22 protein-coding genes are annotated in these 22,583 nt (G+C 45.2%); 18 read left to right on the top strand and 4 right to left on the bottom strand.

Annotation, left to right across the window (positions count from 1 at the left end):
- Position 1: 1 nt before the first annotated feature.
- The 6 genes from rimI to Ami103574_RS14325 all read left to right on the top strand — a co-directional run bounded on the left by rimI (position 2) and on the right by Ami103574_RS14325 (position 5,041).
- Positions 2-451, top strand: a complete 450-nt coding sequence (gene rimI, locus Ami103574_RS14350; RefSeq protein WP_163067644.1) for a ribosomal protein S18-alanine N-acetyltransferase — start codon at positions 2-4, stop codon at positions 449-451.
- Positions 452-542: 91 nt separating this feature from the next.
- Positions 543-806, top strand: coding sequence for a hypothetical protein (locus Ami103574_RS14345; RefSeq protein ID WP_163067643.1), 264 nt, complete (start codon positions 543-545; stop codon positions 804-806).
- Positions 772-1,803, top strand: coding sequence for a tRNA (adenosine(37)-N6)-threonylcarbamoyltransferase complex transferase subunit TsaD (gene tsaD / locus Ami103574_RS14340; RefSeq protein WP_163067642.1), 1,032 nt, complete (start codon positions 772-774; stop codon positions 1,801-1,803). Before Ami103574_RS14345 ends, tsaD begins: the two co-directional genes overlap by 35 nt.
- 31 nt (positions 1,804-1,834) lie before the next feature.
- On the top strand, positions 1,835-3,829 hold the full coding sequence (gene abc-f / locus Ami103574_RS14335; protein ID WP_163067641.1) for a ribosomal protection-like ABC-F family protein: 1,995 nt from the start codon (positions 1,835-1,837) through the stop codon (positions 3,827-3,829).
- A gap of 185 nt (positions 3,830-4,014) precedes the next feature.
- Complete coding sequence (gene acpP / locus Ami103574_RS14330) at positions 4,015-4,245, top strand: acyl carrier protein (protein WP_163067640.1); 231 nt, start codon at positions 4,015-4,017, stop codon at positions 4,243-4,245.
- A 145-nt stretch (positions 4,246-4,390) separates the two neighbouring features.
- Positions 4,391-5,041, top strand: a complete 651-nt coding sequence (locus Ami103574_RS14325; RefSeq protein ID WP_163067639.1) for a redox-sensing transcriptional repressor Rex — start codon at positions 4,391-4,393, stop codon at positions 5,039-5,041.
- 80 nt (positions 5,042-5,121) lie between these two features.
- Here Ami103574_RS14325 and Ami103574_RS14320 read toward each other — a convergent pair whose 3' ends face one another.
- Positions 5,122-5,292: a 4Fe-4S binding protein gene (locus tag Ami103574_RS14320; protein ID WP_163067638.1), complete on the bottom strand. Its 171-nt coding sequence runs from the start codon at positions 5,290-5,292 to the stop codon at positions 5,122-5,124.
- Between the two features lie 72 nt (positions 5,293-5,364).
- On the opposite strand from Ami103574_RS14320, the gene Ami103574_RS14315 reads away from it, so the two are divergent.
- The 7 genes from Ami103574_RS14315 to Ami103574_RS14285 all read left to right on the top strand — a co-directional run bounded on the left by Ami103574_RS14315 (position 5,365) and on the right by Ami103574_RS14285 (position 11,506).
- Positions 5,365-6,174 (top strand): Asp23/Gls24 family envelope stress response protein, encoded by an 810-nt coding sequence (locus tag Ami103574_RS14315; RefSeq protein WP_163067637.1) that lies wholly within the window; start codon positions 5,365-5,367, stop codon positions 6,172-6,174.
- A 58-nt stretch (positions 6,175-6,232) separates the two neighbouring features.
- Positions 6,233-7,129, top strand: a complete 897-nt coding sequence (locus Ami103574_RS14310) for a DNA-3-methyladenine glycosylase family protein (RefSeq protein WP_163067636.1) — start codon at positions 6,233-6,235, stop codon at positions 7,127-7,129.
- 19 nt (positions 7,130-7,148) lie between these two features.
- Positions 7,149-7,832, top strand: a complete 684-nt coding sequence (locus Ami103574_RS14305) for a DUF554 domain-containing protein (protein ID WP_163067635.1) — start codon at positions 7,149-7,151, stop codon at positions 7,830-7,832.
- Between the two features lie 210 nt (positions 7,833-8,042).
- Entirely contained in the window at positions 8,043-8,321 is a 279-nt protein-coding gene (locus Ami103574_RS14300; protein ID WP_163067634.1) for a co-chaperone GroES, read from the top strand.
- A gap of 16 nt (positions 8,322-8,337) precedes the next feature.
- Entirely contained in the window at positions 8,338-9,963 is a 1,626-nt protein-coding gene (gene groL, locus Ami103574_RS14295) for a chaperonin GroEL (protein WP_163067633.1), read from the top strand.
- A 317-nt stretch (positions 9,964-10,280) separates the two neighbouring features.
- A complete protein-coding gene (locus Ami103574_RS14290; protein ID WP_163067632.1) occupies positions 10,281-11,183 on the top strand; it encodes a GGDEF domain-containing response regulator in 903 nt (300 codons plus the stop codon).
- Positions 11,184-11,245: 62 nt separating this feature from the next.
- On the top strand, positions 11,246-11,506 hold the full coding sequence (locus tag Ami103574_RS14285) for a TfoX/Sxy family protein (RefSeq protein ID WP_163067631.1): 261 nt from the start codon (positions 11,246-11,248) through the stop codon (positions 11,504-11,506).
- A gap of 42 nt (positions 11,507-11,548) precedes the next feature.
- On the opposite strand, the gene Ami103574_RS14280 is transcribed toward Ami103574_RS14285, so the two are convergent.
- Positions 11,549-12,307 carry a transcriptional regulator gene (locus Ami103574_RS14280; RefSeq protein ID WP_163067630.1) on the bottom strand — a complete coding sequence of 253 codons (759 nt, stop codon included), beginning with the start codon at positions 12,305-12,307 and terminating at the stop codon, positions 11,549-11,551.
- A 223-nt stretch (positions 12,308-12,530) separates the two neighbouring features.
- Here Ami103574_RS14280 and Ami103574_RS14275 point away from each other — a divergent pair, with 223 nt between their 5' ends.
- The 3 genes from Ami103574_RS14275 (at position 12,531) to guaA (ending at position 16,610) form a co-directional block, all read left to right on the top strand.
- Positions 12,531-13,325 carry a M15 family metallopeptidase gene (locus tag Ami103574_RS14275; RefSeq protein ID WP_163067629.1) on the top strand — a complete coding sequence of 265 codons (795 nt, stop codon included), beginning with the start codon at positions 12,531-12,533 and terminating at the stop codon, positions 13,323-13,325.
- 1 nt (position 13,326) lies between these two features.
- Positions 13,327-14,835, top strand: coding sequence for an IMP dehydrogenase (locus Ami103574_RS14270; protein ID WP_163067628.1), 1,509 nt, complete (start codon positions 13,327-13,329; stop codon positions 14,833-14,835).
- A 233-nt stretch (positions 14,836-15,068) separates the two neighbouring features.
- The gene (gene guaA, locus Ami103574_RS14265) at positions 15,069-16,610 is read left to right on the top strand and encodes a glutamine-hydrolyzing GMP synthase (RefSeq protein WP_163067627.1); all 1,542 of its coding nucleotides are present in this window, start codon (positions 15,069-15,071) and stop codon (positions 16,608-16,610) included.
- 239 nt (positions 16,611-16,849) lie between these two features.
- Here the strand turns inward: guaA and Ami103574_RS14260 are convergent, their stop codons facing one another.
- Positions 16,850-18,250 carry a sigma-54 interaction domain-containing protein gene (locus Ami103574_RS14260; RefSeq protein WP_246213156.1) on the bottom strand — a complete coding sequence of 467 codons (1,401 nt, stop codon included), beginning with the start codon at positions 18,248-18,250 and terminating at the stop codon, positions 16,850-16,852.
- Between the two features lie 246 nt (positions 18,251-18,496).
- A complete protein-coding gene (locus Ami103574_RS14255) occupies positions 18,497-19,501 on the bottom strand; it encodes an MBL fold metallo-hydrolase (protein ID WP_163067625.1) in 1,005 nt (334 codons plus the stop codon).
- 507 nt (positions 19,502-20,008) lie between these two features.
- Between Ami103574_RS14255 and Ami103574_RS14250 the strand changes: the two genes are divergently transcribed.
- Together Ami103574_RS14250 and Ami103574_RS14245 are read left to right on the top strand one after the other, a co-directional pair.
- The gene (locus tag Ami103574_RS14250; RefSeq protein ID WP_163067624.1) at positions 20,009-21,235 is read left to right on the top strand and encodes a LeuA family protein; all 1,227 of its coding nucleotides are present in this window, start codon (positions 20,009-20,011) and stop codon (positions 21,233-21,235) included.
- A gap of 61 nt (positions 21,236-21,296) precedes the next feature.
- Positions 21,297-22,556, top strand: coding sequence for an MFS transporter (locus Ami103574_RS14245; protein ID WP_163067623.1), 1,260 nt, complete (start codon positions 21,297-21,299; stop codon positions 22,554-22,556).
- Positions 22,557-22,583: the final 27 nt, after the last annotated feature.

The raw sequence follows: 22,583 nt of genomic DNA, 5'->3' as shown, positions 1-22,583 counted from the left end.
CATGAGTCAATTGATTATCCGATCTGCTCAAGAGGACGATGTTCAGGAGATGGCCGGATTGGACCGAGTTTGCTTTGCAGACCCTTGGAGCGAAGAATCTTTTGCTTATGAGCTGAAATTAAATCAGCGGGCTTTTTACATTGCTGCTGAGATTGAGGGTCGGCTGGTAGGCTATGCTGGACTTTGGGCCATTTTGGACGAGGGCCACATCACGAACGTGGCAGTAGCTCCGGAATACCGGCGAAAAGGCATTGGGCGGGCTTTGGTGACGTCGCTTATGGAGGTGGCGGAAGAAAACGGCCTGACCAGCTTCACTCTAGAAGTGCGGGAATCCAATCTGCCGGCTCAGAAGTTGTATACGGAATTGGATTTTAAGCCAGCGGGCATCCGCAAGGGTTATTATCATGATAACGGCGAAAACGCTGTTATCATGTGGCGGGGCCGTGAATAAAAGCGCCAGCCTTTGACATACTAATACTATTCTTCCAGAGGTTTCTTGGAAAATAAGGCGGGAGAAAAAATAGTATGCCGGAGGTAGGTACATGATCCGATATTATGGAGATAACAAAAACGTCAGCGGTCGCTATCACAGCGAAAGCGATGATTATTACGATGATATGACCAATCCTGTGTCTCATTGCAGCCGCTTTGAGAGACGACATGATTTCAACATGTTTAACATGTCGGATTACATGTCCTGTGAAAATTGCAGACACTTATCTGCGGACGACCGCTGCATCGTCCGGGGGATTCAACGGTCGGGAGAATGGAATGAAAGACGGAAAATTTTTAACCATGGGAATTGAATCCAGCTGTGATGAGACCTCGGTGGCCCTCCTTTTGGAGGGACGCCAGGTTCTCTCTAATGTGATTTCTTCCCAAATCAAGGTGCATCAGGTCTTTGGGGGGGTAGTGCCGGAAATCGCTTCCAGGCATCACCTGGAGAATATCAATCAGGTGACGGAAGAGGCGTTGAATCAGGCAGGAGTTACCTTAGATCAGGTGGATTTGATTGGTGTTACTTGCGGCCCCGGTTTGGTGGGAGCGCTGCTCATTGGACTGGCTTCGGCCAAGGCTTATGCCTTCGCCAAGGATATTCCGCTGGTGGGGGTGCACCATATACAGGGGCACATCAGTGCCAATTACATAGAATATCCGGAATTGGAGCCGCCTTTTATGGCCTTGGTCGTTTCCGGCGGCCACACGAACATTGTGGAAGTGCGAGACTACAATGGATTTCAGGTTCTGGGTGGTACGAGAGATGATGCGGTAGGGGAGGCCTTTGACAAGGTGGCTAGAGTGCTGGGCCTGGGATATCCAGGTGGGCCTCGAATCGACAAGCTGGCCCGAGAGGGCAATCCTCAGGCCGTTCCTTTTAAGCGGGTATTTTTGGAAAAAGATAGTTATGATTTCAGCTTCAGCGGTATTAAGACCGGGGTGTTGAACTACTTAAATTCGGAAAAGCAGGCGGGACGAGAGGTCAATCAGGCTGATGTAGCCGCCAGCTTTCAGCAGGCGGTGCTGGACGTAATTGTGAAAAAGGCAGTGACGGCGGCTAAAACGATGAAAAAAGATAAGTTGGTTCTGGCCGGGGGTGTGGCTGCCAACAGCAAGCTGCGAGAGATGCTGGAGGAACAGTGCCGGAAAAACGGCATCCAACTGTATCGACCTGCACCGGTGCTCTGTACGGACAATGCAGCCATGATTGCCTGTGCAGCTTATTACAAATATAAAGGAGGCTTTGTTAGTGATCTGACTCTGGACGCTTATCCAAATCTTCCCTTGACAGCGCTGCAAGAGTAAATGAAATGAGTACAAGTAATGGAGATATAAGATGATTATACTTTCGGCAACGAATATTGCAAAGTCCTACGGAGTTGACATAATACTGAAAGACGTCTCCTTCCATGTGAATCAGGGAGATCGAATAGGTATCGTAGGCAATAATGGTGCGGGAAAGACCACGCTGCTGAATATTCTCTGCGGAGAGATGCCTTACGATAGCGGAAATATCTTTATTTCTGCCAATACCACGGTAGGCTACTTAAAGCAGAGTGCCAATTTTAACACAGACAATACCCTTATGGAAGAGGTCACCGCTATTTTCAGCCATGTGGCGGACATGGAAGCGGAAATGGCGGCTTTATCTCATGAGATATCGGAAAAGTCTTCTAAAGGTGAAAATGTAGAAAAATTGCTGCATCGGTACGACGAGCTGATGGAAGCTTATAACCGAAGCAACGGATATAGTTATAAAAGCGAAATAACAGGCATATTAAATAGCATGGCATTTACGGAAAACTTCTACGACAAAAAGATTTCCATGCTCAGCGGCGGCGAGAAGACGCGACTGGCTTTGGCCTGCCTGTTGCTGAAAAAGCCGGATTTGCTATTCCTAGACGAACCGACCAACCACTTGGATATTGGAACCTTGAAATGGCTGGAGCAGTATCTAAAATCGTACAGCGGCACCATTGTGCTGATTTCTCATGACCGGTACTTCTTAGATCAGACGGTAAACCGCATCTTTGAGGTAGAAAACCACAAGCTGTATACATACCAGGGAGGATATTCCACCTACGCAGAGAAAAAGCGCCAGCGGCGAGAAGAAGAACTGCGGAAGTATGACGGGCAGCAGAAAGAAATTGCCCGTCAGGAGGAAATTATCCGCCGATTTAAGCAGCATGGCACAGAAAAGCTGGCAAAGCGGGCGCAGTCTAGGGAAAAGCGGCTGGAGAGGCTGGAACTGGTAGAAAAGCCAGAAGCCTTGGCCGGCAAGATGAAAATTCACTTTAAGCAGGAGTTTAAAAGCGGCAACGACGTGCTCTTTGCTGAGGGACTGGAAAAGGGGTTTGGCTACGGCCAGCGGCGGAAAGAACTTTTTCGAGGAGTAGACCTGGATATTAAGCGGGGAGAGCGCATTTGTATTGTTGGTGCTAACGGCGTGGGCAAGACCACACTGCTGAAAATCCTTATGGGGGAGCAGGATGCCGATGGCGGACGACTAAAAATCGGTCACAACGTAATCTTCGGGTACTACGATCAGGAGCAGCAGAACCTAAATCCCGCCAACACCGTCTTCGACGAAATGAAAGATTCCTACCGACTGTATACGGATACGGAAATGCGCAGCCTTTTGGGTCGATTTCTTTTCCGCAACGAAAGTGTCTTTCTCAACGTAGGCACTCTCAGCGGCGGGGAGAAAGCCCGGCTGTCCCTGCTGAAACTCATGCTGTCAGGGTCCAACGTGCTGGTATTGGATGAACCCACCAACCACTTAGACATCAATTCCAAAGAAGTCTTTGAAGATGCCCTGCTTGATTTTCCCGGCACCGTTATCGTTGTATCCCATGACCGGTACTTCCTAAACAAGATTCCCACTAGGATTCTGGAACTGGAGACAGAAGGAGCCATGGATTACTTGGGATCCTACGACTATTACATGGAAAAAAAGCAGGAAATTGAATCGGGCAAAAAGTATCTGAACCAGTTGAGCACAACCCAGGGAAGTGCTGGAGCTCAAAACATGGAGAATGCAGGAAGTGGGGAAGAGAACCTGGATGCAGGAGCTAATTTGAGCGCCAGCGAACAGCGGAGAATCAACAAAGAACTGGAGGCCAAGGCTAGAAGGCGAGAGCGGGAGCAGAAGCGGCTGGAAGACGAAATTGCGGCCCTGGAAAAGGAAATTGCTGACTTAGAGGCAGAAATGTGCAAAGAAGAAATATTCAGCGATCACCTGTTGCTGGCGGAATACCACGACAAGAGCGAAAACTGCAAGAACAAGCTGACAGAGACCTACGATAGTTGGTTGGAATTACAGGAAGAATAGCAGCGAAAACGGCCAAGTTGTTTGAAAATTGCGCCGGATTATGTTAAATTTTATACAAATTTTTTTAAAATGCACTTGCATATCCTATAACAGTAAATTATAATGAATTTTAGTCAATAGGACATAAAAAAAACGAAATGAAATCTATAGAGATATATAGTTTCTAAAGTGTGGAGGTTAATTAAATGACATTTGACAAGATAAAGGAAATTATCATGGAACAGCTGAGCGTAGATGAAGCACAGGTTTCTCTGGAAACTCATCTGATGAAGGATTTGGAAGCAGATTCACTGGATGCTGTGGAAATCATCATGGCTATCGAAGATGAATTCGATATCGAAGTTCCCGACGAAGACGCAGAAAAGTTCCAGTCTGTGGGCGACATCGTAAAGTATGTTGAAGAAAAACTGAACTAGTTGTCAGATGAAAGCCCGCAAGATGCGGGTTTTCGTTATTCAGCACTTATCCGTACTTAAAAGATAAAGGGCGGGTTGGAGTATAAGGAAGTCTTTTAGTTGCGCCAAATGGCTGGAAGTCGAGTGAGAAGGAAATCGTGCGTATATGAAAAAAGGTTCAAAAATATCAAATGCAGTCATCAAGCGTTTGCCCCGATACAGAAGATACCTCAATGAGCTTCACAAAAAGGGTGTGGACAAGATCTCTTCCCGAGAATTAAGTGATTTGATTGGCTATACCGCTTCTCAAATCAGGCAGGACTTGAACAATTTTGGCGGCTTCGGCCAGCAGGGCTACGGTTACAATGTAGAGGCCCTGTACAACGAGATCAGCAGCATCTTGGGGCTGGACAAGGAATATAAGATGGTCATCGTAGGAGCAGGCAATCTGGGCCAGGCCATCGCTAATCACACGTCTTATTACAAGGCCGGTTTCGTGGTTTATTCCCTGTTTGAAGTCAATCCAAAGCTAATCGGTATCAAGATTAATGACATCGACGTACGGGACTGTGAAGAACTGGTGGCTTATATCGAAGAAAATAAAGTGGATATCGGTATCATCTGCACGACGAAGGATGCCGCCCAAGAGGTGGCAGACAAGATGGCCTTTGCTGGTGTGAAGGGTATCTGGAATTTTGCGGCAGTAGATTTGGAGATGCCGGAATCGGTAGCGGTAGAAAATGTTCACCTAAGTGACGGTCTGCATTCTCTGGCTTACCACATTAATCGGAATCACCATGAACGGGTTGAATCCTAAACCCATTAAAATATCATAGAAAAAAGAAAATAACCGTTTCCTTGGAAACGGTTATTGGTTATAGTAGAACTTGTACTAAATTAACCTTCTAAAATGCAATCAACAGGGCACACATTGGCACATGCGCCACAGTCAATACAAGTATCTGCATTGATAACTCTAGCGTTGCTCTCTTCAGAAATAGCTTCTACTGGACATTCTGGTTCGCAAGCTCCGCAGTTGATGCAAGCATCTGTAATTTTGTAAGCCATGGTATGATCCTCCTTATTTTTTAGTGCTTAAAAGCTATATAGATTATAGCAAAAGGAAAAGGAGAAGTAAAGATGAAAGTTTATTCTCTTGTAGGAAAAAGCGGAACGGGAAAGAGCTATCAAGCCATGTCCCTCTGCGGGAAAAAAGACATTTCTGCCATCATCGACGATGGCCTTTTCATATATGAAAGCCGGATTTTGCAAGGCCAATCAGCTAAAAGACAGTCTACGAAGATTGGAGCCATCAAGACGGCTCTTTTCACAGATGAAGAGCACCGGGCTTCCGTAGCGGAGAAAATCCGTGAGGTAAACCCAGAGAAGCTGTTAATCTTAGGTACTTCCACGGGAATGGTGAAGAAGATTGCGGAGCGACTGGAATTGCCGGAGATTGAGGAATGGATTTTCATTGAGGACATCACCACAGAGGCGCAGAGAAAGGCAGCTCGAAAACAGCGGGTGGAGTTGGGTAAGCACGTAATTCCGGCACCCGCAGGGCAGCTGAAGATGGACTTTTCCGGGTACTTCCTTCATCCCATCCGTATGATAAGAGGCTTTGGCTTCGGCAGCAAAGATAATTTTCAGGAACGGTCTGTGGTGCGGCCGACGTACAGCTATCTGGGAGAATTTTTTATTTCTGACAAGGTGGTCAACGATATTGTCTACTATCTGGGACGAAAAAACAAGGGGGTACATTCTGTCCTGCGTGTGCTGACGCAGAACACAAAAACAGGGGTAAGCTTGACTGTACTGGTCAACATGAAGTATGGCAATCAGGTCATGGAATGTGCCAGAGAACTTCAGCGGGAAATTGCGGAGCACGTAGCCGCCATGACGGCCTTTCACATCCACTCGGTGGATGTAGAGGTGAGGGGGCTGGTGTAGAGTCGAAATGCAAGCAAATTTCCTGTGGCCAGTTGGAGAGGGGAGGAGAGAAAAGCGAATGGTAGTTCGAGAAAACATTAGAGATTTTAATACCGATCATATATTTGACTGCGGTCAGTGCTTCCGCTGGGAACGGGAGGCAGACGGCAGCTATACCGGAATCGCCTTCGGGCGGCCGGTCAATATTTGTTTTGAGCCCTACGAAGAAGGGGGCGCGGCCGGACGGTTGACCGTGGAAAACGTCGAGGAAAGCGAATTTACTTCCTATTGGCAGGACTATTTGGATTTAAACCGGGATTATGGGCGGATTAAAGAGGCTTTGGCGGATCAGGACGAAATCATGGGCCGAGCCATCCAATCTGGACCGGGCATCCGAATCCTGCGGCAGGAGCCGTGGGAAACTGTAGTCTCCTTTATTATCTCACAGAATAACAATATTCCACGAATAAAAAAGTGTATCCAAGGCTTGTGTAGTCAGTTTGGGCAGCCAGCCGGCAGCTTTCGGGGCAAAGACTATTTTTCTTTCCCCACGGCGCAAACGCTGGCGCGGCTCACAGAAACGGACTTGGCCTCTATTAAATTGGGGTACCGGGCAAAATACATTATTGAAACAGCTCGTCAGGTAGCGGCGGACCGGGCTATAGCTGTGGGAAAAACCGAAATCCTTACCTTGGACAGGCTGGCCGAAGCAGAGCTGGAACAGGCATATCAATACCTGACCAACTTATGCGGGGTGGGTCCTAAGGTGGCCAACTGTATCCTTCTATTCGGATTAGGCAAACACGAGAGTTTCCCTATCGACGTGTGGGTTCGCCGGGTCATGAGTCGGCTGTACGGGATGGAGGAAAAGGATTTAAAAGCTATGAACGCCTACGCGGCCAGTCACTTCGGCAGCCACGGCGGTGTGGCGCAGCAATATCTCTTCTATCATATTAGGCAGGAAGAGAACAAATAGACAAGGAGTTGATATACATATGCTTGGACCCATTGTGAACGCCGCTGCCATCATTTTATGCGGGCTGGGGGGAACTTACGTCATAAAGGGCGTGCCGGAACGGTTTGAAAACCTAGTGATGAAAGCTGTGGCACTAGCCTTGATTTACATTGGTATTTCTGGAGCTTTAGAAAATCAGCGAGTGATGGTTCTCATTCTCAGTTTGGTCCTGGGTGCTGTCCTTGGGGAAGCGATGAATATCGATCGGCAGATGAATCGGTTTGGTCTATGGGTGGAAAAGCGGTTAGGGTTTTCTGAAGGAGGCTTTGCCAAAGGCTTTGTATCAGCCTCCATTCTCTTTTGCACCGGTTCTATGGCTATCGTTGGCGCCCTGGAAAGTGGGTTGCAAGGAGATCACGAAATGCTTTTCGCCAAAGCAATCTTGGACGGGATTATTGCTATCGTCTTTGCTTCTCAGATGGGGGCAGGGGTGGCCTTTTCTGCCCTGCCGGTACTGCTCTACGAGGGCGCTATTACTTTGGGTGCCACCTATATGAGGGATTGGCTGACCGAGGAGATTATCACAGAGATGTCAGCAGTGGGCAGTCTGCTCATTGCCGCAATCGGGTTTAACTTCATGGAGGTCAAAGAAATTAAGGTCGCCAATTTAATTCCTGCTATCTTTCTGCCGTGGCTCTTCATAGGACTAGAGAGCTTATTTTGATAAGATTACATAAATATTATTATGTGCACAACGTGAATAGACTCGTTGTGCTTTTTTCTGCTCTGCTATTTACACTTTTTGCCTATAAAATCAAAAAAACTATTGACTTTGCAAAAGATTCGTTTAAAATATAATTAGCACTCAGGAATGATGAGTGCTAACAAATTGTAAAACATAAATTTTATAGATATCAAACGGGAGGTATAGAAAATGAGTTTTGGAATCAAGCCGCTGGGCGCTAGAGTAGTGATTAAGATGGTTGAAGCCGAAGAGAAGACAAAAAGCGGCATCGTGCTGGCCGGTCAGGCTAAGGAACAGCCTCAGATTGCTGAGGTAATCGCTGTAGGCCCTGGAACAGAAGAAGAAAAGATGGAAGTGAAGGCCGGCGATAAGGTGGTATTCGCTAAGTACGCAGGTACAGAGATTAAGTATGAAGGTGAAGAATACATCATCATGGGTCAGAAAGACATTTTGGCAGTTGTAAAATAAGAAAGGGGTAATAAAGATGGCTAAGGAATTACATTACGGAGAAGACGCTAGAAGAAAATTGCAGTCAGGTGTAGATCAGCTGGCTGATACAGTGAAGATTACGCTGGGACCTAAGGGCAGAAATGTGCTGATTGAAAAGAAGTTTGGCTCCCCGCTGATTACTAACGACGGTGTAACTATCGCCAGAGAAATCGAACTGGAAGATGCCGTAGAGAACATGGGTGCACAGCTGGTAAAGGAAGTTGCTACCAAGACCAATGACGTGGCTGGAGACGGTACGACTACAGCTACCCTGCTGGCTCAGATTATTATCAAAGAAGGCTTTAAAAACGTGGCAGCCGGTGCAAACCCAATGATCCTCAAGAAGGGTATTCAGGGTGCCGTAGATGTAGCCGTAGATGAAATTAAGAATATCTCCAAGACTGTTGAAAGCAAGGGCAGCATTGCTCAGGTAGCTTCTGTTTCCGCGGCAGATGCTAACATTGGTGAACTGATCGCAGAGGCCATGGAAAAGGTTGGCAAGGACGGTGTTATCACCGTGGAAGAATCCAAGTCCATGGGTACGACTTTGGAAGTAGTAGAAGGTATGCAGTTTGACAGAGGATACCTCTCCGCCTACATGGTAAACGATACAGAAAAGATGGAAGCTAACATGCAGAACCCGTACATCCTGCTGACAGACAAGAAGATTTCTAATATCCAGGAAATTTTACCAATCTTAGAGCAGATTGTTCAGCAGGGCAGAAGACTTTTAATCATTGCAGAAGATGTAGACGGCGAAGCGCTGGCTACTTTGGTAGTGAATAAGCTGAGAGGGACTTTCGACTGCGTAGCAGTAAAGGCTCCGGGCTTCGGTGACAGAAGAAAGGCCATGATGGAAGACATCGCTGCCCTGACTGGTGGTACAGTGATTTCTGAAGAAGTGGGCTACGATTTGAAGGAAGCTACTTTAGATATGCTGGGAACAGCCGCTTCCGTGAAAGTAACAAAGGAAAATACGGTTATTGTGGATGGCGCTGGCGATGCAACAGAGATTCAGAACCGCATCAAACAGATTAAGCACCAGTATGAAGAATCCACTTCCGAATTTGATAAAGAAAAGCTCCAGGAAAGACTGGCCAAGCTGGCAGGCGGCGTAGCCGTTATTCAGGTAGGTGCAGCGACAGAAACAGAGCTGAAGGAAAGAAAGCTTCGCATTGAAGATGCGTTGAACGCAACGAAGGCAGCCGTAGAAGAAGGTATTGTAGCCGGCGGCGGTGTAGCTCTAGTGAATGCTATTCCGGCTGTTCAGAAGTACGTAGAGACATTGTCTGGCGACGAAAAGACAGGCGCTGCTATCATCATGCGGGCTTTGGAAGAGCCAGTTCGTCAAATCGCTGAGAATGCTGGATTTGAAGGTTCTGTCATCGTGGCAGAAGTGAAGAACAATAAAGCAGGTGTAGGCTTCAATGCTTCTACAGAAGAATATGTAGATATGATGGAAGCTGGGATTGTAGATCCGGCTAAGGTAACCCGTTCTGCATTGCAGAATGCGTCCTCCGCATCTGCTATGCTACTGACTACAGAAGCTGGCATTGTGGACATCAAGAAAGATGAACCACCTATGCCTCCAATGGGCGGCGGTATGCCAGGCATGATGTAAGCCGAGCAGACTTCACTCATCAGGTAAAGGAAATGAAGGCGTATTGCAGTCCAACTGCAATAACCTTAGAAAAGAAAATAGTCAAATAAAAAGATGGTCTGGTTACAGGCCATTTTTTTGTGCTAGGGTAGAAAATATTAACTTTTATATGAAAAGTTTTTTATATCGAACAAAATACCTCATACCGATAAATTTCCAGAGCGTAGCTCTCAAATGTACGACAGGTGTACGGACACTTGCCAATATCTTATTGAAATACCCTCCTGAGTGTGGTACATTAAAAGGATAAACAGCAAAAAATAAAGGCAGGTATAAAGGTGGAAACCATACTAATCATTGATGATAGTTTGTTTAATATTCAGTTACTGAAAGGAATATTGCAAAAGGAGTACAACATCATATACGCCAGTGAGGGGAAAAAGGGCATTGAAATTGCCAGAGATATGCAGCCTTCCCTCATTCTGCTGGACATTGAGATGCCGGGACTGAACGGGTTTGAAGTCATGGAGCGATTGCAGTCTTCTAAAGAGACGCAGCAGCTTCCGGTGGTATTCCTTACCGGTGTGGACGATACGCTCACAGAAGAAAAGGCTTTTTTCTGCGGGGCTGTAGACTATATCCGTAAACCTTTTTCTGCCAATGTGGTCTGTGCCAGAGTGCGCACCCACATCAACATGTTTAAGTATAGAAAAATGCTGGAGACTCAGATGTACATTGATGTACTGACGGGGTTATATACGAGAAAGCACTGTTTAGATTACATCAGCAGACAGTGGAAGCATTGCATTGACAATAAGTTGCCCTTTTCTCTGGGCATTGCGGATATTGATTTCTTCAAACGGGTCAATGACACGTATGGACACCAGGAAGGTGACCGAGTGCTCAACAGTGTGGCTAATGTTATGAAAAAGGCTTTGCCAGAAGATAATAACTATGTGGCTCGCATGGGAGGAGAAGAATTCTACCTGATTTTAGTAGGAGAACCGAAGGACCGGGTAACCAATATCATTCAGGGAACCTGCCTGGCGGTAGCCAATAACCATATCGTTAAGCCTTGCGAAGAGCCGGGGCAGGAGCAGGAGATTAAGGTGACCATCAGCATCGGCGGCAGCACCATCGTCCCTTCGCCGAGAGATTCGGTAGAGGCTTTCACCGCGATAGCAGATCAGATGCTTTACAAGGCGAAGGGGAACGGACGAAATCAGGTCGTATGGATATAGTGGAAGGTTTTAGTGGTCTGGCCATGTCAGGCAACCGAAAATAAAAGAGGAGTGAAGAGCCCATGGGAGAATTGTCCAAGCTGCCCAATATTGGTAAGGAAGTGGAACGCCAGCTGATAGATGTGGGCATCGAGAGCATAGAAGAGTTGCAGGAGCTGGGGGCGGAACAAGCCTGGCTAAAGATACAGGAAATCGATGAATCGGCCTGTATTCATCGGCTGCTGGCTTTAGAAGGTGCTTTGCAAGGGGTAAAGAAGATCTTTTTGGAAAAAGATCGGAAGGCAGAATTGAAGGCCTTTTATCAGGAACATAAGATGTTTTAAAAATAAAGCTGGGTGTTACCCCAGCTTTTTTCTTCTTTTGAGTTAAATCCCGTAGCGTTGACATTTTTTTATTAAGGTAGAATGGTCCATTTTTAAGGCAGCAGCAGCTTTCCGCTTGGAGCCGTACTGGGCAATCGTATCCAAAAGAATCTCTCGTTCAAAATTCTCTACAGACTTTTTTAGACTATAGTCGGACCTCTCCAGGTAAGGGGTGTAAGGTGCTTGTCCGGTTTGATCTGTGGAGGCTTTCTCATGAGATATGGATGCCGTAACGCCTGTATTTTGAAGGCTGGAAGCAGTTTGTGCAGCAGGAAGAAGGCAGCCTTGGGCGGCAGCGTATTGGAGCACACCCAGTTCGTCAAAAATAGGGCTTGCAGATATGTAAGCAGTTTGATTTGCTTTGGATAAAGAAATCTGAATTTGGGCAGGCTTTCCACTTTGGAGGACCTGGGCCAGAACTTGGGCGGTATAAGTATCGGAACCAAGCTGTGGGTTGTTGATCTCCAGGTAGCTTTTTTCCTCCAGTGATGACGTTATCAAATGACGAAGATTTTGGTAGGCTACATTGGCGTAAGTGGCAGTTCCGTCTTTATCGGTTATATAAAGTGCGTCGCTCAGGCGGTCGCAGATTTGTTCAAAATCAATATGCTTTTTTTGAAATTCCGACAAGGCGGTTTCCAGCAAAAAGAGCTTTTGATTCAACAAGGGATTAGCGCTCTGAGGTTTAGCTGTGTCCATGACAGCGTGCAGCCCTTGCAGGCAATTTTCACATAGGTGTAAGAGATTTTTTTCTTGGCTCATAACGTCCTCCCCAGGCAACTTTGCAACAAATGGCATCTTTCGTAAGAAAACTGGTGATAATATTCCTCAATCATATAAATTTATTGTATCACAGCCGGCCTTGTTTGGGTAGAGCGAACTATAAAGGAGAGAATGGAAGTTAGCTGTTGAAAAAAGCCGGAATTTGTTATACAATTAATAATTAAACTTCTATTATTATCACAGTCAAAGGCGGAAAACAAAATTGAAAAGGCAAAAAAGGATCATCTATCTATCTGTGGCACTGGTAGCACTTCTGCTTTTAGGCGGGTATGCAGTCGGGCATCTGAAGGAGGGGTCTTTCTTTGGGCTGGGCGGAGAAGGTTCCAAGCAAGCAAACGATTCACCGAAGGGTTCCGAGAATGGAAAGCCTCCGGTAGTGGTAGAATCTTCGGAAAGTGTGAAAAGAAGGGCAGCATTAAAGAAAGACCTGGAGCAAGGACTTTTTCTTCTGGTTAATAAGGAAAATTCAGTAAGCCGGGATTATAAACCGGAGGATTTGACAGCAGTCAAATATTTTGCACCAGACAGGCCGGAGCAGGGACGTTATTTACGGGCAAAGGCCGCAGATGCTTTCCATGAACTATCCGAGGCAGCGGCAGCAGAGGGGTACGAAATCATCGTTACCACGGCTTACCGCTCGTACGGTTTTCAAGAGACCTTGTATAGCAATTACGTGAAAACTCATGGACAAGCAGAAGCAGACACCTTTAGTGCTCAGCCGGGGAAAAGTGAACATCAGACTGGGTTGGCCGCAGATGTCAGCTCGCCGTCTGTGCAGTATCAGCTGACCAGAGATTACATTGATACCCCAGAAGGAAAGTGGCTCAATGACAACGCCTATAAGTTTGGCTTTATCATCCGCTTTCCCAAGGGAAAAGAGGACATTACCGGGTATGTGTACGAGCCGTGGCATATCCGTTACGTAGGTAAAACAGCGGCAAAGGAAATTTTCGATGAGGGACTGACCCTCGAAGAGTATGTAGAGAAGGAGATTTAGAATGGCACATTATTTTGACGAACCATCGAGAACATTTAACGAATATCTGTTGATACCGGGGTATTCTGATAAGAATTGCACACCGGACAACGTGAGCCTGCGGACTCCCATCGTCAAGTTCAAAAAAGGGGAGGAACCGGCAATTACCATGAATATTCCGTTGGTGTCTGCCATCATGCAGTCGGTATCTGACGACAGGATGGCTGTGGCCTTAGCAAAGGAAGGCGGAGTCTCCTTTATATTCGGTTCTCAGTCCATTGAAAGTCAGGTGGCTATGGTCCGTAAAGTGAAGAGCCATAAGGCCGGTTTTGTAACCAGCGATTCGAACCTGCGACCAGATCAGACCCTGGCAGATGTACTGGAATTGAAAGCGCGAAGCGGACATTCCACCATTGCTATTACGGACGACGGTACGGCAGCCGGTAAGATTCAGGGCATTGTCACCAGCAGAGATTACCGGGTGAGCAGATTAAGCCCAACCACTAAGATCTCGGAATTCATGACTCCATTTTCTGCATTGATTTACGCGGAGGAAGGATGCACCTTGTCCGAGGCTAACGATATGCTATGGGATCACAAACTGAACGCTTTGCCAATCATCGATAAGAATCAGCGGCTGACTCACTTCGTATTCCGCAAGGACTACGATTCTCATAAGGACAATCCAAATGAGTTGCTGGACGACCACAAGCGGTATGTGGTAGGCGCTGGCGTGAATACCAGAGACTTTGAAGAGCGGATTCCAGCTCTGGTAGAAGCCGGAGCAGACGTGCTGTGCATCGACTCTTCGGAGGGTTTCTCGGAATGGCAGAAGGAGACCATTGCCTTTGTACGGGCTAAATACGGCGATACCGTGAAAATCGGTGCTGGCAATGTGGTGGATGGCGAGGGTTTCCGCTACTTGGCAGAAGCCGGGGCGGACTTTATTAAAATCGGTATCGGCGGCGGGTCTATCTGCATTACCAGAGAACAAAAGGGTATTGGCCGCGGACAGGCTACTGCTACCATCGACGTGGCAGAGGCTCGGAACAAATATTTTGAAGAGACAGGTATTTACATTCCAATCTGCTCTGACGGCGGCATCGTTTACGATTACCACATGACCCTGGCCCTGGCCATGGGTTCAGATTTTATCATGCTGGGCCGGTATTTCTCCAGATTTGATGAATCACCGACCAACAAGTTGATGGTCAATGGTACGTATGTAAAGGAATACTGGGGCGAAGGGTCCAATCGAGCTCGGAACTGGCAGCGGTATGATTTGGGCGGCGACAGCAAGTTGAAATTTGAAGAAGGCGTGGATTCCTATGTGCCATATGCCGGAAGTCTTAAAGACAACGTGACCCTTTCTTTAAACAAGGTGAAATCCACCATGTGTAACTGCGGATCCCTGTCTATTCCAGAATTGCAGCGGGATTCGAAGATTACCTTGGTTTCAGCTACCAGCATCGTGGAAGGCGGAGCACACGACGTTATCTTGAAGAACACCGACAACAGTTCTGTTCGATAAAAAAGGCTAGCTGAGAGCAAGCCTTGAAGCGGGCAGAGCACGCAAATGGGGTTGCAGAGACGGAGCATTCTTCTGCGATGATGGGAGCACGTAATTGCTGTGTTTCAGCTGTATGGCAGCAGTATTTGCTCGGTAGAGTATGATTTGTATATATCAGGTATAGGGGTTCCCTATACCTGATCCAAGTAAAGGGATTGTGAAAAGATTCCCGGAAATAGAGAAAGAGGAGAAAGATGCAACAGGAAAAGATTATTGTACTAGACTTTGGCGGCCAGTATAATCAGCTAATCGCAAGGCGGGTACGGGAATGCAATGTGTATTGCGAGGTTCATCCGTATACAGTGAGTCTGGAAAAGATTAAAGAGCTGGCACCAAAAGGGATTATTTTTACCGGCGGACCGAATAGCGTTTATGGGGAGGATTCCCCTCAGTGTCCAGAGGAATTATATAAGCTGGGGATTCCTATTTTAGGCCTTTGCTACGGTGCTCAGCTTTTGGCACATCAGTTGGGGGGAAAGGTGGAAACTGCGCCCGTTTCTGAATATGGCAAGACAGAGCTGACCGTCAACAAGGATTCCGTGCTTTTTAAGAATGTTGCAGAAAAGACTGTGGTCTGGATGAGTCATACGGACTATATCTCAAAGGCACCGGAGGGTTTCCAGGTAGTGGCATCTACCGATAGCTGTCCAATTGCAGCCATGCAGTGCCCGGAAAAGGGTTTTTATGCCATGCAGCACCATCCAGAGGTAAATCACACGGTAGAAGGCACTAAGATGCTGGAGGCTTTCGTGAAAGATGTCTGCGGCTGTAAGGGAGATTGGAAGATGGATTCTTTCGTAGAGGAAACAATTAAGTCCATCAAGGAAAAGGTTGGAACAGGAAAAGTGCTTTGCGCCCTTTCCGGCGGAGTGGATTCTTCTGTAGCAGCTGTGTTGTTGTCTAAAGCAGTGGGCAAGCAGCTGACTTGTGTGTTCGTGGACCACGGCCTGCTTCGAAAGGATGAAGGCGACGAGGTGGAGGCTGTATTCGGACCGAAAGGACATTACGATTTGAACTTTGTCCGCGTAAAGGCCCAGGAGCGGTTTTACAAGCAGCTGGCTGGCGTAGAGGAACCGGAGCAGAAGCGAAAGATCATCGGAGCAGAGTTTATTCGGGTGTTTGAAGAAGAAGCAAAGAAGATTGGTGCTGTTGATTTTCTGGTTCAGGGAACCATCTATCCAGATGTAATCGAAAGCGGTCTTGGCAAGTCGGCGGTAATCAAGTCCCATCACAACGTGGGCGGTCTCCCGGATCACGTGGATTTCAAGGAAATCGTTGAGCCTCTCCGCATGTTGTTTAAGGACGAGGTTCGCAAGGCGGGTCTGGAACTGGGTATTCCAGAATATTTAGTATACCGGCAGCCGTTTCCGGGTCCGGGTCTTGGCATCCGAATTATCGGTGAGGTGACTGCTGAGAAGGTGAAGATTGTTCAGGAAGCAGATTTTATCTGGCGGGAAGAAATCGCCAAGGCGGGCGTGGATAAGGATATCAACCAGTATTTTGCGGCACTGACCAATATGCGGTCGGTAGGCGTAATGGGCGATTTCCGTACTTACGATTACGCAGTAGTGCTCCGGGCCGTGACGACGACGGATTTCATGACGGCGGAGTCCGCAGAGATTCCGTGGGAAGTGTTGGGCAAGGTGACGACGCGAATTGTAAACGAAGTAGCCGGGGTAAACCGGGTGTTCTACGATTGTACGGGTAAACCGCCTGCGACGATAGAAATGGAATAAACAAAAATGTCAAAGGGCAAACCCCATCCTCCTCTAGGGGGCAAAGTGAACCAACCTGAATGAAAAGATAGAAAATAAAGAAATAGACCTTGAGAAGAGCCAAATCTGGCTCCTTTCAGGGTCTTCTTTCTTTCCCTTATTGCTGAGAATAGTGGAGAAGTAAGGGCAGTAATGCAAATATTTTTATTGTCCATAGCTTTTGAGTTTTTAATTATATCAGCTATGGCGTACAAGCCGGATTAATTGCGTTGTTTCCCTTCTTCACTTGCAATTCCTAATTTTTCGATTTTTTCATATAAAACAGGGCGGGAAATACCTAGCAATTTTGCGGCATTGGAACGATTTCCGCCAGTATGCTTTAGTGCGGCGCAAATCATATCATACTCGAGGCTTTCCTTTGATTGCTTCAAGTTAAAGCTTTTTGAAATCAAGGCCCGGTTTTTAATTTTTTGAAAGCCACGCTCAGATAGCCTGTCAAAATCAGCAGCCTGCAATGCGAAATCGCCGGTCTTATTCATGGCAGATTCAATAGAATTACGCAGCTCACGGATGTTGCCAGGCCAGTCATATTGCATTAACAATTCCATAGCGGTTGGATCAAAGCCGGTAATCATCATGGAGAGTTCGCAATTTAACTGTTTCAATAAATATTCTGCAATAAGAGGGATGTCTTCTTTTCTTTCTCTTAAAGGAGGAATGGTAATTTTTATTACATTCAGCCGATAATAAAGGTCCTGACGAAAGTTCCCGGATTCTACAAGTTGCTCCAGGGGAGCATTTGAGGCAGCGATAACCCGTACATCAATAGGGATACTTTGTCCGCCGCCGATTGGGTCGATTTCTCTTTCTTGCAGAACACGCAGGAACTTTGGCTGGATAACCGGGGATAGTGCATTGATTTCGTCGAAAAAGATACTTCCTTCGTTGGCCAATTCAAATCGGCCTACTTTGCCACCACGGTTGGCCCCGGTAAAGGATCCTCCTTTATATCCAAAGAATTCGGATTCCATTAGTTCGATTGGAATGGCGGAACAATTTACTCGGATAAAGTTCCCGGCTCTACGGCTGCTTAATGCATGGACAGAGTGTGCGACCAGTTCTTTTCCAGTTCCTGTTTCTCCTTCAATCAATACGGTAGAAGAGGAGCGGGAGGCTGCAATAATTTGATTTTTCATTTCTTTAATGAGAGGGCTTTGGCCAATAATCTGGTCAATGCGGTACTTGGCCCCACGTTCTTTGGAAAGCTCGTCTTTATAATAATCAACTTGATTGGACAAGCGGATAATTTCTTGTGCTGTATCGCGGGCATCCTCCATTCCTATTAAAGAAGCAAACAAGTAACATCCGTTAACCGCACCATTTTCATCGTATATGGGAATGTAATTCGTAAATAAAGGGGAACCATTGGTACTGAAGACCGATTTTGCTACTAAAGGTTTGCCGGTCTTTAGCACTTGTTTGGTATGGGTATCCGGCAATATGTGCCAGGAATACTTAGAGATTACATGCTCTGCAGGAATTCCGATTACTTTAACCCAGCCATCGCTGACAAAGGTATATTTCCCGTCACGATCCACCACTGCCATGACAATCGAATTAATGAATTGCTTTGCCTGTTCCAAATTCAAATTATTATCCAAAAAATCACTCCATCCTAAGTATAGAAACTTACCTATGAATACAACTTTTATATAGATATATCTGCTATCTCCAATCATATAATCTCAAATTAAAAAAAGCAACTTGTATTATTTGCTGCTTCAATGTAAGGAGTTGGATTTTTACATCAGATATTAAAGATAACCTTACAGAGCAAAATAAATTCTGTTCTGTAAGGTATAGGATATATGATGAGGGGTTATATGGAATTTATTTAGGATAGTTGATTACTCCGCCCAGGAGGACATCGGATCCCAAGGAATGACACCGTATTTTTGATCTTGGAAAGCCTTTAGATTGGACATTTCAGCCGCAAAGTAGTTCCAATCGGCTGGAGTAGGCAATCCCCGGCGATCATTGGTAAGTGCCAGAATATTAATAAAGAGGCGATAAGGCTGCAGCCAATGTAAGAATTCGGAAATATCACATTTTTTAGCAATCTCTAATGGAGACAAGTCATCTTCATAATGCTTTTCAAATTCTGACATTACCGTTGAGAAATAATCCTTGCACTCTTTGACAAATTCAATACCGCAGATTCCGCCATGACCAGGAATCACTATTTCTGGTTTCAGCTCATCCACAATAAAGTCAAGTGCCTTTGACCATAATTTCATTCCCTCTGCAGAATAAGCAATTGCTCCGCCAAATACTACATCGCCGCAGTAAACTACTTTTTCTTTCGGAAGCCAAAGCAGCAAATCACTTTCAGAATGGGACGGTGCAACATTAATAATATCAACTTCCATATCATCCAGCATGATTTTGGTATTTGCTTCAATGAGTATATCTGGGTCCTGCCATTTTACGCCTGTTAAATCAAACCCTTTTATTTGGTTCTGAATCCATTGTTCACCTACTCCGCCCTTATGACCTTCACGAATAATGCGATCCCACATTTTGGGGTCCTCGCTTAGTCTTTCTTGAACGGCGTTTTTATGCATGATGATTACTGAATCGGAAAACACCTGGTTGCCCCATGTATGATCGCAGTTATAATGAGAATTTACTACATATTGAGGGCCATGTCCCTGTAGATCTGTACAAAAGGCCTTTAATTCTGCGGCATGATTTAAATCAAAAAAGGTGTCATAAACAAGACCTTTTCCTTTGTTGATAAATCCAGCATTCGACCAGCATAAGCCTCTATTTGGGGTGATTGCAGCAAAAACATCAGGTGCTACCTCATAGTACTTAAGCAGATTTTTCGTAATAATTCGACCGTAATTCATAATAGTCTCCTTCCAACGTAATTGATTGATAACTTGGTATCAGTAAATAATATTGAGCAAAAAACATGCCAAGCTGAATTATGGCCTCAAGCATAGTGATTGTGTGGCTTTAAGGGGCTTAAGAGATAAAACGCATAAAGGGAAGTGTAAGGGCTTCGTTACAAATTCGGGTCTCAGAACAGGAGAAGCTTGTGAAATGGGGAACGGAAGCTGTGTTGGGAAAACAAGACATGTCTTGGTTGCCTAACACGTTTTTTATTGTTAAAATTATAAATTTGTCATTTGAAATGCAAACAGAATAGCCTCTCTTATAAAAAACAAAAATATAAAAATTTTAAAAAATTAAAAATCAAATTCAAAACCTTTATATTGCAATGAAAATCACAATTTTAAAAAGTAGTAATTTGTTTTTTATCAGAATTTAAAATGTATTGGCATAGATTTTGCCTTTTGTATTTGTAACAGGGATATTTTATTGAATCCCTAACAAGAAAGGAAGATAGAAGAATGATTATTAAAAACGAAAACTATTGCCTTGGAGATTTTAACTTTTTAGAAGATGTAAAAAAAATGGTTGATATGCCTACAGCGGTATCCATTTATGATTTAACACTTCGAGAAGGAAATCAGACGCCGGGATGCGTTATGCGTAAGGAGGAGCAGATTGCAATCGCAATCGAATTGGATAAGCTGGGAGTGGATTTTATAGAATTTTTCCCAGCCGTTTCCAAGGACGATGAGTGGGTTGTCAACGAGTTGGTTTCTAACAATATGTTAAAGCACGCTAAAGTTTCCGCTCTGGTTCGTCCAAGAACAATAGACATGGAACTGGCAATCAAAACTCATGCTCAGCACATCTTTCTTGAGGGCGCGGGAAATATGATTACGGCAGGAACCATGAATTATAAAAGTGTGGATGAAATCATCCAGTCCTTTGTGGATACGATTAAGGTTGCACACGATCACGGTATGACAGTTACCGCTTGCCCGTGGGATATTGGAAAAGTGGAAGATATCAGTGTCGTAGAAAAATGGGTGAGAGCTTTGGCAGAAGCCGGTGCAGAAGATATTTGTTATGCAGATACTTTTGGCTACACACTTCCTTGGACTACCCATTATATGATAAAGAAATACAGAGAGTGGGCAGGTCCGGATACCATCATATCATGTCACTTCCATAATGATTATGGTCTTGCAACGGCAAGTACCTTAGCAGCAGTAGCAGCAGGTGCAAAACGAGTGCAGGTTGGATTTAACAATCTAGGTGAACGTGCAGGTAATGCTGCAATTGATGAGGTTGCTTTAAATCTGGAAGTAAACATGGGCATCAAATCAGGAATTAATTTGGCGAGCCTATACCCGCTAAGCAAAAAGATTGGCGAGATTACAAAGAAACCTGTTGGTGGAAAGAAACCGGTCACGGGGGAAGAAACTTTCATGATGGGCTCCGGAATTATCGTAGAAGCGCTATCTAGATTAGCTGTAGATGGGAATGAAAACTGCTTCCTGCCATTCAGACCAGAGTTAGTTGGACAACCACCATTCACAACCGTTTATGGAAAAGGTGCTGGCAGAAATATGATAAAGAGGTTCGTACAAAAAATGAATCTGGAAGCAACTGAAGAACAAATTCAACAAATTCTTCTGGCTGTAAAAGAAGAATCAATGCTGATTAAGAACTTGATTTCAGAGTTCCGTGTAGAGCAAATTGTTAAAGAAACATTGAAGAAATAGAAGTTTTCACTGCAAACAGCTTTTCAAATTTTAAATTTTCCCCATGAAATGGAGATCTATTATGGATAAATTAATTAAAACCAATCCCAGAGCAAAATACCATACCGCTGTTGGTTGCTTCTGCGGAAACCTATTTGATTTTTATGATTTAACAATATTATCCCTCATCCTTACCTTTATTACAAAAGAATTTGATTTATCCCTCTCGCAGGCAGGTATGCTGGGAACCCTTACTCTGGTTGGGTGTGGTATCAGCATTTTGATAACGGGATGGATTTCGGACCATAAAGGAAGAAAAACATCATTACTATTTTCCCTGATCGGATTCAGTATTCTAACAGCAGCCATTGGATTTTCAACGACTTATATCCATATCTTACTCTTAAGATTTTTAGCCGGAGTGTGCCTTGGAGGAGTAATTATAACGGTTGGAACCTATATGTCTGAAACCTGGCCTGCAGCCATAAGAGCAAGAGCGACGACCATTGTCATGACCTCTTCTGGATTTGGGATTGTGATGGCATCTACATTGGTAAAAGTGATGCTGCCGGTATATGGATGGAGATCTTTGTTTTTCTTTGCGCTAATTGGACTGGTTGCAGCGGTTTATGTACTTATTTTTGTTCCAGAGTCTCCTGTCTGGTTGAAATTACAGCAGGACAAGAAGGAAGGAATTATTTCCGGAGCGAAAAAGAACAGCACATTTATGCAGGACATTGGAGAATTATTTTCTGCTGAACACCGCAAAAAGACAATTTTAGGTACTATCGTGGCATTTGCAGCACAGATGGGCTTTTGGGGATACATGTATTGGCTGCCAACTATGCTCATTCAGGAAAGAGGAATCTCCGCACTTGTTGCCGCTGGAATCATAGCCACCGGACAAATCGGATTAATCGCTGGAGGACCTTGTGTGGGTTTACTGGCCGATAAAATTGGAAGAAAGAAAGCAATGATGATTATCATGATTGCCGGAGGATGCTGGCTGCCATTCTATGTTGCACAGCAAAGTTTAAGTATGCTTTATATTGGTAGCATAATTATGATGTTACTATTTACCTATCCAGGTCTATTTACCACCTGGTATCCGGAAATGTACCCTGCAAGAATAAGAAGCTTAGCATATGGTTTCACTTTTAATTTTGGGCGTATGCTTTCTGCTTTAGCACCTTTTACACTGGGTGCATTAGGAGCTGTAATCGGACTAAAAGGAGCAATTACCGTTGCTGGATGTATTTATTTATGCGGAGGGCTGTTGGCATTTTTCTTGCCAGAGACGTTTCGAAAACAGGATCAGAAAGAGGAAGCGATAGAAGCATAATAAGCTTAAATTTCTGAGCAATATAAC

Source organism: Aminipila butyrica (genome assembly GCF_010669305.1).
In the GTDB taxonomy this organism is placed as follows: domain Bacteria; phylum Bacillota; class Clostridia; order Peptostreptococcales; family Anaerovoracaceae; genus Aminipila; species Aminipila butyrica.
The sequence above is the reverse complement of the archived record's forward strand: the minus strand, read 5'-3'. Positions and strand labels throughout refer to the sequence as shown.

Excerpts from the sequence above, each read along its gene's own strand:
- rimI (WP_163067644.1), top strand. The coding sequence starts at position 2 with ATGAGTCAATTGATTATCCGATCTGCTCAAGAGGACGATGTTCAGGAG.
- Ami103574_RS14345 (WP_163067643.1), top strand. The coding sequence starts at position 543 with ATGATCCGATATTATGGAGATAACAAAAACGTCAGCGGTCGCTATCAC.
- Ami103574_RS14250 (WP_163067624.1), top strand. The coding sequence starts at position 20,009 with ATGATTATTAAAAACGAAAACTATTGCCTTGGAGATTTTAACTTTTTA.
- Ami103574_RS14320 (WP_163067638.1), bottom strand. The coding sequence starts at position 5,292 with ATGGCTTACAAAATTACAGATGCTTGCATCAACTGCGGAGCTTGCGAA.
- Ami103574_RS14315 (WP_163067637.1), top strand. The coding sequence starts at position 5,365 with ATGAAAGTTTATTCTCTTGTAGGAAAAAGCGGAACGGGAAAGAGCTAT.
- tsaD (WP_163067642.1), top strand. The coding sequence starts at position 772 with ATGAAAGACGGAAAATTTTTAACCATGGGAATTGAATCCAGCTGTGAT.
- Ami103574_RS14245 (WP_163067623.1), top strand. The coding sequence starts at position 21,297 with ATGGATAAATTAATTAAAACCAATCCCAGAGCAAAATACCATACCGCT.
- Ami103574_RS14310 (WP_163067636.1), top strand. The coding sequence starts at position 6,233 with ATGGTAGTTCGAGAAAACATTAGAGATTTTAATACCGATCATATATTT.
- Ami103574_RS14280 (WP_163067630.1), bottom strand. The coding sequence starts at position 12,307 with ATGAGCCAAGAAAAAAATCTCTTACACCTATGTGAAAATTGCCTGCAA.
- Ami103574_RS14305 (WP_163067635.1), top strand. The coding sequence starts at position 7,149 with ATGCTTGGACCCATTGTGAACGCCGCTGCCATCATTTTATGCGGGCTG.
- groL (WP_163067633.1), top strand. The coding sequence starts at position 8,338 with ATGGCTAAGGAATTACATTACGGAGAAGACGCTAGAAGAAAATTGCAG.
- acpP (WP_163067640.1), top strand. The coding sequence starts at position 4,015 with ATGACATTTGACAAGATAAAGGAAATTATCATGGAACAGCTGAGCGTA.
- guaA (WP_163067627.1), top strand. The coding sequence starts at position 15,069 with ATGCAACAGGAAAAGATTATTGTACTAGACTTTGGCGGCCAGTATAAT.
- Ami103574_RS14270 (WP_163067628.1), top strand. The coding sequence starts at position 13,327 with ATGGCACATTATTTTGACGAACCATCGAGAACATTTAACGAATATCTG.
- abc-f (WP_163067641.1), top strand. The coding sequence starts at position 1,835 with ATGATTATACTTTCGGCAACGAATATTGCAAAGTCCTACGGAGTTGAC.
- Ami103574_RS14285 (WP_163067631.1), top strand. The coding sequence starts at position 11,246 with ATGGGAGAATTGTCCAAGCTGCCCAATATTGGTAAGGAAGTGGAACGC.
- Ami103574_RS14255 (WP_163067625.1), bottom strand. The coding sequence starts at position 19,501 with ATGAATTACGGTCGAATTATTACGAAAAATCTGCTTAAGTACTATGAG.
- Ami103574_RS14325 (WP_163067639.1), top strand. The coding sequence starts at position 4,391 with ATGAAAAAAGGTTCAAAAATATCAAATGCAGTCATCAAGCGTTTGCCC.
- Ami103574_RS14300 (WP_163067634.1), top strand. The coding sequence starts at position 8,043 with ATGAGTTTTGGAATCAAGCCGCTGGGCGCTAGAGTAGTGATTAAGATG.